Annotated in this window: 3 protein-coding genes; 1 reads left to right on the top strand and 2 read right to left on the bottom strand. The window is 69.4% G+C overall.

Annotated features, from left to right (window positions below; genetic code table 11):
- Positions 1 to 4 precede the first annotated feature (4 nt).
- Together OG598_RS18455 and OG598_RS18460 are read right to left on the bottom strand one after the other, a co-directional pair.
- The gene (locus OG598_RS18455) at positions 5 to 6,415 is read right to left on the bottom strand and encodes an RHS repeat-associated core domain-containing protein (RefSeq protein WP_328650331.1); all 6,411 of its coding nucleotides are present in this window, start codon (positions 6,413 to 6,415) and stop codon (positions 5 to 7) included.
- A gap of 620 nt (positions 6,416 to 7,035) precedes the next feature.
- Complete coding sequence (locus tag OG598_RS18460; protein ID WP_328650332.1) at positions 7,036 to 9,939, bottom strand: glycoside hydrolase family 9 protein; 2,904 nt, start codon at positions 9,937 to 9,939, stop codon at positions 7,036 to 7,038.
- A gap of 433 nt (positions 9,940 to 10,372) precedes the next feature.
- On the opposite strand from OG598_RS18460, the gene OG598_RS18465 reads away from it, so the two are divergent.
- Positions 10,373 to 11,938: an aldehyde dehydrogenase family protein gene (locus tag OG598_RS18465; protein ID WP_328650333.1), complete on the top strand. Its 1,566-nt coding sequence runs from the start codon at positions 10,373 to 10,375 to the stop codon at positions 11,936 to 11,938.
- Positions 11,939 to 11,994 lie beyond the last annotated feature (56 nt).

Genomic DNA, 11,994 nt, shown 5'->3' on the forward strand with positions numbered 1-11,994 from the left:
TCACTCATCCCCCCCAAAAGATCCGGACGATCGGACCCTCAAAAGTATGGACCTGCAGATGCGGCAGCGCCCCGTCGGCGTTGCCTGGCCCGTGCCCGACCACTCGGCCGTCCGCACCTAGCACGTCATCCCAGTGGTAAGTACCCACCTTCGACCCAAAGTACTGCTTTGTGCCAACCCCGTCGAAGCCGCTAGCGTTTCGGTACCCGTGGCCCAAATACACTCCTAGCAGCAACTCTTCGGCCTCGGCGCGGGATCGAACAGTGATGCTTGTACTGCCGCCGGCAATGGACCTGGCAGCACTACTGACACTGCCATTCGACCACGGAATGCGCGTGGCCGGAATCTTGGCCCCTGTGGCGGCACTGAAAACTGCCGCCAAGGCCACAGCCTGGGTATCCTCGCAGTCATCCACGCACTGGCCCGCGATACCGGCCATCGCCCCGACGGCGACCATGCAGCCCGCGCCAGCCGTCTCGGCGCAGAGAACTGCGCCGACAACGACCACGACGGTGGAGACAACCATCTGGTCCAACGCCTCCCAGTAGTCTTTAAAACTGGGTGACCCGTACAGAGCGTTCTTGATGCGGACCATGATCGCTCTATAGGCGTTCGAGCCGGGAATGTTCCACGTGTCCGGGTTATCGTTGATGACCATCCGGATGTATTTGTTTAGGTTCCGCTGCTTCTCGGTCGGGATGTTCGGCACATTAGCAGTCGGGTTGTTCCCGGATCCCGAACTGCCGGTGGCCTGCCCGGCGCTGGTGCTCTGCCCGCCGCCACCGTTTTCCTCACAGTGCCGCTGGGCGATCCCGGTGTAGTTGTAGCAATCGTCGGGCGGTGGGGTGCCGCCTTGCTCCCCGCCGCCGCCTGAGCAGGTGTAGGCACCGGCGCATTCCGCCAGCCCGCTCGGGTCACTCAGAGTGACTGGGGTGCCGCTGCTGTAGCTGTAGCCGGTCCAGGACTGCGGGTGTCTCTGGTCGAAGACCGGGTCGACCGAGACGAACCGGCCGGTGACCGGGTCGTACTCACGAGCACCGAGGTGGGTCAGCCCGGTGTTGTCCTTGGTACCGCCGACGAAGCCCTTGTCGTTGGCCCAGGTCGGGCTACCGCCCCGCGGGTTGCCGTACGGGTTCTGCCGACGGATCGTCGCGGTCTGCGCGGCGGTGGCGCTGACCGAAACGTTGGCCGTGCCCTGGTGATCAGAGGCTAGCCACGTCAGGCCCGCGCTGGTTCGAGAGGCGACCAGTGAGCCGCCGTACGTGTAGTAGCGGGTGCAGGCCGTGGTCGCGGTGCTGTTGGTGTAGCGCAGCTCTTGACCCGGCAGGTAGAGGGTTTTGCCGGCGGCGTCGCGGCGGACCAACCGGTTGCCGTCCGCGTCGTAGATGTAGGTCGTGGTGCCGGTCGAGTCGGTGCTGGTCTCCAGATGCCCCTCCGGATCCCAGGTGAGCACCTGGGAGCCAGTGCCGGTCGGGCAGGTGTTCGTGGTCGCCCCGGCCGGCCGGCAGGTCGTGTTGCCGGACTCGTCGTACTTGTAGTTCTGCACCAGCGTGCCGGTGGTGGTGTTCGAGAGCGCGTGCGGCTGTGCCGCCGTTGCCGCCGGGTACGCGTAGGACGTGGTGGTGTTACCGGCCCCCGCATGCACGACCTGCGTCTTGCGATTGCCCACCAGGTCGAACGACCACGAGTGCCAGTAGGGCGCCGGACCGCCGAGCGCGGCAGTCGAGGGCGCGGAGGCACAGTCGCCGTTGCTCGGCGTCCAGGCGTCGGTCAACCGGCGCAGGTAGTCGTACGTGAAGCACTGGGTGTCATCGACCGGGTCCGGTGCGACGTCCACCGACTTGGTGATATTGCCGGCCTTGTCGTAGGTGTAGCGGATGTCGGTAAGCGTGTTGGGGGTGACGGTGTCCCGGTCCACCCGCACCCCGGTCAGTCGCCCGGTCTCCAGTTCGTGGGTGAACGCCTGCCACACCCGACTGCCCGCGGTGTCGTCGGTGTCGAGCGTGAGCTTTTCGAGTTGGCCGAGTGCGTTGTAGGTCGTTCCGGCCACGTAGGACAGGTTCGTCGTGCCGTACAGCGATTTCATGGTGGTCGGCTGACCGAGCACGTTGTAGCTGTAGGAGAGGGTCTCGGCCGGCAGGTCACCACCGGTCGAGGGCAGGCTGGTCGAGGCCAGGCTGCCGTCGACGTTGTACGTGTGGAGGAAGTTGTAGGTGCCGGCCAGGTTGGTTTCCGGGTCCGGGATCACTACCTGGCTGCCGGTCGGCTGGTACTGGTCGGTGTAGCCCTCGATCTTGGTCTGATAGGCGGCGCCGCCGACGAACCGGGTCGACTGCGACAGTCGCCCCTTGGCGAGGGTGTCGTATACCCACTGCGCCCGCATGGTGCCGCCGACGGCGTTGTCGTACACCGCCCGCTTGCGGCCCAGCGTGTCGTATAGGTACGCCAGCTTCTTGCCCCTGGCGTCGATGGAGGAGGTGAGCCGGTCCCCGGCGTCGTAGCCGAGAGTGGTGGTACCGGTGTCCGGGTCGGTCTGCTTGATCCGGCGACCCTGCAGGTCGTACTCGTATAGCCACTTGTTGCCCATGGCGTCCGTGACGCCGGCGAGCTGTCCCTTGCGGTCGTATCCGTAGGACGCCGTGTCCCAGGAGCCGGCCGTGCCCGGGGTCGGGCTCGCACCGTGGTACTGGCGCACCGAGACGGTCCGGTCCCGGGCGTCGATGATCGTGGAGGTGGCGGTCCCGCCGGCGGGCGGAGTCATGTCGGCGCGGTCGCCGGCGTAGTAGACGGACGTGCGCCAGCGCTCTACGTCATAGGGCTGGAAGATGGAGGCAGTCGGACGTCCGGCGCCGTCGAAGACGGTGCGGGTCTGGGTCGGCACGAGTGCGCGCTCGGTGGCCGTGACCAGGCTGGTGCCCGCCGCGCCAGTGGTGTGGTAGCTCCCGAACGTCTTCGTCTCCCGTCCAGCGGAGTCGTAGAAGGTGTCAGTGAGCAGCCGACCGCCCGAGGGGGAAGGCGACTGGGTCTGCCGGAGCCGCAGCAGCCCGTCATAGAGGGCGTACGTCGTGTTGTAGGCGTCAGCCGGGTTCAGCCGCGAAGAGGAGACCACAGTGGCGGCGTTGTTGCGGATCAGATAGCTGAAGCTGGCGCTGGCGGATTTGGTCGCCTTGTCCCGGCCGGGCAGCCACACCGAGGTCAGCCGGCCGAGGCCGTCGTAGGCCAGGTCGGTCCGCTTGTTGTTGGGGTCGACGATCGCGGAGTTGTTGCCCCACGCCGGGTTCACCGTCGTCGTGGCCACGTGCTGCAGCGGGTTGGTGACAGTGGTGGCGGTCACCGGCCCACCCGTGGCCGGGGTGTATGCCGTGGTGGTCTTGGCGTTCAGCGCGTCCCAGGCGGCGGTGACCCGCCCGTACGCGTCGTAGGTGCCCTGCGAGACGGTGGCGAAGGTCGGTGCGCCCGCGTTCCAGGCCGTCATCTTCTCGGTCTTCGTGCCGAGGCCGCGGGTGGGCGCGGTCTCGAAGGCCTGGCCGTCGAAGCTGGTCCGCTCCTCGCTGATGACGTCCGCGTCGGTCAGGGTGCCGGTGGTGGCGGAGCACTGCACCGCGTACGTCTGGGTGCGGTGCGACTTGTCCATCAACCAGAGGGTGTCGTTGCGCGGGGTGTAGTCGGTCTTCTTGCACTGCTCGTCGCCGGCCACCCCGTCCTGGCCGAAGTCGTCGACCTGGGTGGCCATGCCGAGCGAGTCGTAGGTGGTGGTCGTTCGGGTGGCCCGCTCGCCGCGGCCGGCGTCCAGGGTGGTGTATTTGCGGGTCGTGGCAGTCCGGGTGAACCGGGCGGTGACGGTGTCACCGTTGAAGGTGCGGCTGGCGGTTGCCGCCGAGCCCCACGGGTCGTTGGTCTCGCGGGACACCACCGGTCCACCGGGGCCGTTGAACGTCTTGACCTCGCGGGTCATGCCGGCGAACCAGTCGGCGTCGGCGAACCCGTCGACGGTGACAGCCTTGGTGCCGCCCGACGGTGCGGCCCGGTCGCCGTCCATGCCCCGGAAGTACCGGGTCTCGGAGTAGGTCTGCTCCCCCGCGTCACCGGTGGTCACCCCGACACGGCCGTAGCCGCGGAAGCTCGACCAGGTCTTGTACCTCTTCTCGATCAAGCCGTCGTCGTCGCTGTAGTGCCACGCCGCGCCGTCGAGGTAGTTGTATTTGTGCACTACCCGGGGGCTGCCCTGCGGCGGGGCCCCACCCGTGTTGTCCTGCTCGTAGACGGTGGTGACGACGTACTTGTGGAACCAGTCGGTCACCGGGTTGGCGTAGCCCTCCGGGGTCCACACCGACGGGTAGCAGCGCCTGGTGTTCGTCTGCGGAGTCGGTGTCTGACCGGCCACGCAGTCGGGGTCGGAGTACGTGACGGAGATGGTGCCGCCCGTCTCGGTCTGGATCTTGGCGATCCGCCACCAGTTCATGGCCGCCGCGAAGTCGATGGTGTCCACCCGGTTGGCCAACTGCACACCGGTGAACTCGATGTCCGGAACGGTGGTGGTCGTTCCCACCAGGCCGGCGTGGGAGATCTTCGACAGCCACAGCCCGGCGCGGGTGCCGTCACCCGGATCGGGGAACGTGTGGGTGAGGGTCCAGCGCTCCACGTCGGAGTACGAGCCGCCGGAGCGGACCTGGGTCGTCACTGTCGACAGCCGCTTGGTGGTCCAGAAAGTCGGTGAGAAGACGGTGCCACAGTTGGACCCGGTGCACTCCTGATCCCAGGGGGTGTCCGGCCAGTGCGCCGCGTCGTGGGTGGTGCAACTCGACAGGCACCGGTCCGCGACTCCGAAGACCACCTGGGCGGGCGCGGGGGTGCTCAGCACCGACTCGACACCACCGTCGCGGCGCGTGCCGTACGAGATGTGGTCCAGGTAGCCGGCGCGGTCGTACAAGGCGGCGTCGGTGGCGGTGAGGTTGCGGCCGTACTTGTTGGTCTCCTTGGTGTACCAGTACGAGGCGGAGTTGCCGTGCACGTCGACCACGTAGTCGAGGTTCCACCGCCACGCCTGGGTGCAGTCGGAGTCGATGAACGCGGTGGCGTGGCAGGGCTCGCCCGGGTCGTTGCCGAACACCGGGGCGTTCAGTGTCGAGTTGGTGACGGCGTTGCCGGAGGCCCAGCCGGGCAGCCGGTTGACCCCGAACCAGTACTGCGTGCCGTCGGTGGTGGTGACCACCCAGTACTCGCCGTCGTTGTCACCGTTGCTGGCGCCGGTCTTGCGCTCGATCCGCGACCCGTCGTCGGAGCGCAGGTGCCAACGATCCTCGGTCGAGTTGTAGATCAGCTCACCGGAGTGGCCGGCCAGCGACAGGGTGGCGTTGCTCGTCTCCCAGCACAGGTCACTGGTCTTCTTGGTGTTGTTCGCCGAGCCGTCCATGTCCTGGCCGCAGCCGAGGTAACGCCGCTCGATGAACCCACCCGGGTTCGCCTCGAAACCCTCGCCGGCCCAGGAGGGCTGGTTGTTGCTCGCCGCCTGGCGACCGTCCACCGACTGCGAGGAGTAGGCCAGCGACAGAGTCGGCGCCGGCCCGCCGAGCGAGGGCGGAACCCGCATCGGGTACGACCAGTTGAACGAGCCGGAGTTCCCGCCGGCGGTCCATGTGGACGACGGCTGCAGTGAGGTGGCCTTGTAGTCACCGGTCGAGCCGGAGTCGCCCGCCGTCAACGCCACCAGCGCGGTGCTCGTCGAGACCGGCACGGCCGCGGACACACTGCGCGACGTGAGATCGTTCGTCGACGGTAGTGGCGTACCCGCGCATTCCTTCGCCGCCGGCTCGGTGAGCGCGCAGGCCGGAAGGGACATCAGGCGCAGCCGCGACGACCAGTCGGCGCCGTACGCGGTCGCGAACCCCGCATAGTCCACCGTCATCCGCACACTGGCCGCGTCCGCGACGTTGTCGGCCCGACCCACCCGGAGCAGGACTCCCCGGACGCGCGCCTTCTCGGTGGCCGCCCGATCCAGCACCTCCACCCGTACCCGGGAGGGAGCGGCAGCGGGAGCGAGCCGCTCCCCGGCCGCGGACACCGCACCCGACGCCGCCGGCGCCACCCGCACCGGGAGCGCGCCCGCCGCGGCCGGCGCGCTCCTCCCCGCTGTCACGGCCACCTCCGCGGCTCCTGCGGCGGGCCACACCGGGGCCGGCTTGCGGGTGGCGTCCGGCATTACCGCCCGCATCCCGGACGTGCCCGCGACGACCGGCGACACCGGCACGGTGGGCACCTTCTGCGGCGTCGGTGGCTTGTACTGCGCCGCCGCCGCTGCGGGCGGCGGCACGCCGACCAGAGACGTGATCATGAGGGTCGCGCTGGCGGCGGCGATCAGCAGTCGTGTCCGATTGCGACGCCGGGGTATCGGCGAGGGTAGGCGGGCGGTGTCCATGTGTGCTCCCCACCGGCATGCGTGACCACCGCTGTGCGGTCGCTCCGCTGCCGTCGATCGACGTGACATTGGGTCGGACAACTTCCGGCGCGTCACATCGGCCAGGGCCTTGGTTGCGACACGCGTCGGACAGGTGTCGCCGTCCGCTCCGGTGGTCTGGAAACGTGACGTCGACGGGCAGGCAGGGAAGGCCGGGCCGAACCCGGAAGATCGGGTCAGGATCGGCGAGCGGTCGGAGCAGGGAGGGTCGACCTGAGGGTGCTATGGCCCGCAGGCGGTCGCGCCGGGCTGCCGCAGCGGGCCCGTCGGAAGACCGTGGCGGGCAGGTCGCTAATGGAGCCCCGGAAGCGCTATTCGGCGGTGAACGCGCAGTTCGGAAACCGCCTCGAGACGATGCGGACGCCTGATCTCGCATCCGTCATCTTGATGTCGTGCAGCCATCGTTTGCCCCCCGTGGCATCGATGATCACCGAATTTAGGCAGAATTATAGAGATCACTTGAACCGCGCCACAAGACCCTCGACAGGTGAATGCGGGGCGCGATCGGCTGGTTCGACACCGCACGCGCCGCGGCCGGCCACCGGGTGACGGTGACCGGCCGCGACGGCCTCGGATGAGGCTCAGGCGATGGTGCACTGGGTGTTGTTGACGGTGAAGGCTGTCGGTTTCGGGTTGGCGCCGCTGTACGTGCCGTTGAAGCCGAAGCTCACCGACGCGCCCGCCGCGATCGTGCCGTTGTAGGACAGGTTCGTGGCGGTGACCGCCGCGCCGCTCTGGCTGATCGTCGCCGACCAGCCCTGACCGACGCTCTGCCCGCCGGGGAAGCTGAACCGCAGGGTCCAACCGTTGATCGCTGTGGTGCCGGTGTTGGTGATCGACACGTTGGCGGTGAAGCCGCCGCCCCAGTCGGTGGTGGCGTACCCGACGGAGCAGGTACCCCCGACCGGCGGGGCCGCGGTGGTCACCGCGACCGGCGTGGACGCCGCGGAGGTGTTGCCCGCCGCGTCCACTGCCACCACGTAGAACTGGTACGCCGTCGAGGCGGTCAACCCGGACACCGCCTGGGTGGTGCCGGTCGGCGAGCCCACCAGCACGTCGGTGGCGCCGGCCTCGCGGTAGACCCGGTAGCCGGTGACGCCCACGTTGTCGGTCGACGGGGTCCAGGCCAGTGTGAGCCCGGTGGCGGTGACGGCCGAGGCTACCGGCGTGCCGGGGGTGCTCGGCGCTGTGGTGTCGGCGGTGCCGGCCGGTGGCGTGGTCACGCTGAGCACCGGTGAGGCGGCCGACGTGTTGCCGGCGCCGTCACGGGCCACGACGCTGAACTGGTACGTCTGCGCCGGCAGCAGCGTCGAGATGGTCAGCGTGGTGCCGGTGACAGGCCGGTTCACCACCGTGTCGCCGCCGACCAGGATTTCGCGGACGTCGTAGCCGGCCAGGCCACTGCCGCCGCTGTCAGTGGACGGCGCCCAGGTCAGGGTGACGGTGCGGGGGCCGAGGTTGGACGCCACCGGGGTGCCGGGGACTGTCGGCTTTGTGGTGTCCGGTACGACCGGGCCCGGCTCCTCGCCCCAGACGCGGGTGGCGCCGGAGTAGAGCGGCACCTTGCGGTTGGGCCCGGCGGTGGCCTGGTACGACGGGTCGTTTGTCGGGTCCCAGGTGCCGCCCTCCGGCACGCCGATCTTGAACTGGACCTCCATCCGGTGCTGCGACTGACCGGCCGGGGCGATGGTGTGCCCGGCGCAGTCCACCTCGACGTACCAGATGTCGCCGCTGAACTGCTTGGCAGTGGTCGGGGACGGGCATCCCTGGGTGTAGCCGGCGGTGACCTGCACCGGGCCGGTGCCGTCGGGCCGGAAGTAGTACCGGAACCGGCCGTCGGTCAGCGCGCGGGCCGGGAACGCGGACTTGTTGTAGACCATCACCTTGAGCCCGGTGGCCCGAGGTTCGGCCTGCGTCACAGTGGTCTCCACTGTCAGCTCGTCGATGTCCGGCGTCTCGGCGACCGGGAAGTTGGCCAGTGGCGTGCCGCCGTACTCGGAAGTCAGCCGAACCAGCGCGGACGTGAAGCCGGCGTTGTAGTCGGTGGCCACCTCGTTCATCACGTAGTCCGAGCGGCTGTCGCTGTACGCGTCGTTGGCCGAGGACGGGCCGCCGACCAACGCCCCGTAGAGGGTGTGCCGCGTCTCCACCGGCACGGTCTGGCTGTCCCACCAGGAGCCGTGCGCGGTGCGGTGGTGCGGGTTCTTCGGGGAGTTGGCGCCGAACCCGATGACGTAGCTGGAGTTGCGCGGGTTGTCGCCGAGCGCGTAGTTGATCTGCCGGACGGCGAAGTCGTGGTAGCGGGCCTTGCGGGTGGTGTCGGTGGTCTTGTCGCTGTAGACCAGCGCGGCGAAGGAGGTGTTCGCGGCGTAGCGCAGCGCGCCCCAGGAGTCGAGCACCGCCATCCCGCCCGGCGAGTACGGAACCCGCTGACCGTTCACCCCGACGGTCCAGTAGTCCAACCACCGGTTGGCGTCGTCGACGTACTTCTGCTTGCCGGTCAGGTTGGCCAGCAGCACGTACGCGCCGAACTGCTTGTTGTCCCAGGCGATGGTCCACTTGTAGGAGCGGGTGGTGGACTGGTTCTCCGTGCCGAGTTTGTCGTACTCACTCTCGGCCTTGGTCAGGTAGCTGGCCTCGCCGGTGGCCCGGTGCAGCCAGATCGCGGCCCAGACCAGCTCGTCCTGCCAGCCGCTCCACGAGCGGTAGAAGCTCGTGGCGTCGGTGATGCACTCGTGGTAGGCCTTCCGCACCGTGTCGGCGAAGGTGTAGAGCTGCCGGGCGTGCCCGAGCAGCTTGTCCGCGTAGGCCGCGTCGGTGGGCCGGAACACCATCGAGGAGGCGGCCATCGCGGCCGCCGTCTCCCCTGCCAGGTCCGCGCCGCCACAGCTCGCATCGATCTTGTACGCGGGCCGCGCCATCGGCATCACCTCGGCGGGACCCCACCACTTGTGGTCGTCGTCGCCCTTGCCGACCTGTCCGTAGAGGACGTTGGCCGAAGGGTGCGCCTTGATGAAGTAGTCGTTGACGAAGCGCAGGTTGTTGAGCAGGTGCGGCAGTTGCCCGGAGGAGGTGTAGCCGCTGCGGTACTCGACAGCGCCCCAGGCGAGCATCGTGGCGCTGAACGCCATCGGGAAACCGAACTTGACGTGGTCGCCGGCGTCGTACCAGCCGCCGGTGAGGTCCACGCCCGCGCTGGCGCCGTCGGTGAGCGCGCTGTCGCCACGCCAGGAGACCCGGTTCCAGTCGGGCTTGCGGCCGGACTGCTGCGCCTCGTAGAAGAGCAGCGACTTCTGCAACGCCTCGGCGTAGTTGTAGGTCGCCGCCGGCGCGGCGGCGGCGGGCCCGGACGGTGGCGCGGTCGCCGCGAGGGACGCGCCGGTGAGCAGCGCGACGCCGAGGGCCAGCAGCCGCCGCGGCCAGGGCTGGTCGGCGGCCGGCGACCGGCCGGGCTGGCCGCTGAACGGCCGGGTCAGGTGGCGCATGGCGGACTCCTGTCGGAGGCGCCGCCGGCGGTCGCACCGACGCGGGACGGCGTACGGGCGGCACGGCCACCGGCGACAGCGGGGTGGCGGTGTGACCACGGGTCATGGAAGCGCTCCCATGGATAACCGACAATGTAATGGGCGGGTCGCTGGTTGGGAAGCCTGCCGACCAGGGCCGATACGTGCAACGCCGCTCCCGTACTCGCGGGTAACCATTGCGGACCATCTCACACCATCGACGTACGTCGATTCACTTCTGACGTTTGCGCAGCTCACAGCTAGAGCCTCCGCGAAGATTTTCGCGCGGCTCGAGCGCTTCGACGGCCAGCCAGACAAACGTACTGTTGCTGACCCACTACGAAGCGCGAGACAGTACCGCTCACCAGCGGTGCCGTCGACGCCGCCGCTCCCTGGTCAACCCTGAGGAGAAGCGATGGCACTACGACTCGCCGACGACACCGCCTGGACCGACATCCTGGCCCGCGCGGTGGCCGCCACCCCGGAGGCGTTCGGCGCCGAGGTCGACGGCGTCACCACACTGCACAATCTGGTCGAGGGCGAATGGCGGGCGGTCGGCCAGCCCGCCCCGGTCCGCACCCCGGTGGACAACACCGTCCTCATCAACCTGCCCCGGGTCGACGCGACCACCGCGCGCGCCGCGGTCGCCCACGCCGCCGACGCGCACCGGACCTGGGCCCAGACCCCGCTGGCCGACCGCAAGGCCCGGGTCGCCGAGGCAGTGGACTCGCTCACCGCCCACCGCGACCTGCTCGCCCTGCTGCTGGTGTGGGAGATCGGCAAGCCGTGGCGGCTGGCCTGCGCCGACGTGGACCGGGCGCTCGACGGCGTCCGCTGGTACGCCGGCGAGATCGACCGGATGCTCGCCGACGGCCGCGAGCCGCTGCCCGGCCCGGTCAGCAACATCGCGTCGTGGAACTACCCGATGAGCGTCCTGGTGCACGCCGAACTGGTGCAGCTCCTGGCCGGCAACGCGGTCATCGCCAAGACCCCTTCCCAGGGCGGCGCGGTGTGCCTGACCGTCGCGCACGCGCTGATGCGCCGGGCCGGGCTGCCCGCCACGCTCGTCTCCGGCAGCGGCGGGGAGCTGTCCGAGGTGCTGGTCCGGGCGCCCGAGATCGGCGCGGTGGCATTCGTCGGCGGTCGATCCAACGGCGGCAAGGTGGCCGCCGCGTTGCTCGACAGCGACAAGCGGCACTTCATCGAGCAGGAGGGTCTCAACGCCTGGGGCATCTGGAACTTCTCCCAGTGGGACCTGCTCGCCACGCACCTCAGGAAGGGCTTCGAGTACGGCAAGCAGCGCTGCACCGCGTACCCCCGGTTCGTGGTGCAGCGCGACCTGGTCGACGAGTTCCTCGACATGTACCTGCCGGTCGTCCGCTCGGTCCGCTTCGGTCACCCGCTCGCCGTCGGCGACGACTGGGCCGCCGGTGACCCGCTGCCCGAGCTGGACTTCGGGCCGCTGATCAGCGCCACCAAGGCCGACGAGCTACGCCGCACCGTCGACGAGGCGGTCCGCGGCGGCGCGATCCCACTGCACCGGGGAAAGCTCACCGGCGCGCCGTTCCTGCCCGGGCAGGACACCTCGGCGTACGTGGCGCCGTCGGTGCTGCTCGCCCCGCCCGGACGGTCCCGACTGATGCACGCCGAGCCGTTCGGGCCGGTCGACACGATCGTCGTGGTGGACACGACCGACGAGCTGCTGGCCGCCATGAACGCCTCCAACGGTGCGCTGGTGGCCTCGCTGGCCTGCGACGACACCGACGAGGCCGGCAAGCTCGCCGTGGACCTCCAGGCGTTCAAGGTGGGCATCAACAAACCGCGCTCACGCGGTGACCGGGACGAACCGTTCGGCGGCCGGGGCGCCTCCTGGAAGGGCGCGTTCGTCGGCGGCGACCTGCTGGTGCAGGCAGTCACCGTCGGCGGGAACAGCCGGCTCTACGGCAACTTCCCCGACTACAACAGCTACCCCACCACCTGAGCACCGCAACGGGAGAGGCCCCCTTGTGGACGCTCGCCGCGCACAAGGGGCCCTCG

Source organism: Micromonospora sp. NBC_00330 (assembly GCF_036136635.1).
In the GTDB taxonomy this organism is placed as follows: Bacteria; Actinomycetota; Actinomycetes; order Mycobacteriales; family Micromonosporaceae; genus Micromonospora; species Micromonospora salmantinae.

What these genes read in the sequence shown, in the direction of transcription:
- OG598_RS18455 (WP_328650331.1), bottom strand. Translation starts at nt 6,415, where the DNA reads ATGGACACCGCCCGCCTACCCTCGCCGATACCCCGGCGTCGCAATCGG.
- OG598_RS18460 (WP_328650332.1), bottom strand. Translation starts at nt 9,939, where the DNA reads ATGCGCCACCTGACCCGGCCGTTCAGCGGCCAGCCCGGCCGGTCGCCG.
- OG598_RS18465 (WP_328650333.1), top strand. Translation starts at nt 10,373, where the DNA reads ATGGCACTACGACTCGCCGACGACACCGCCTGGACCGACATCCTGGCC.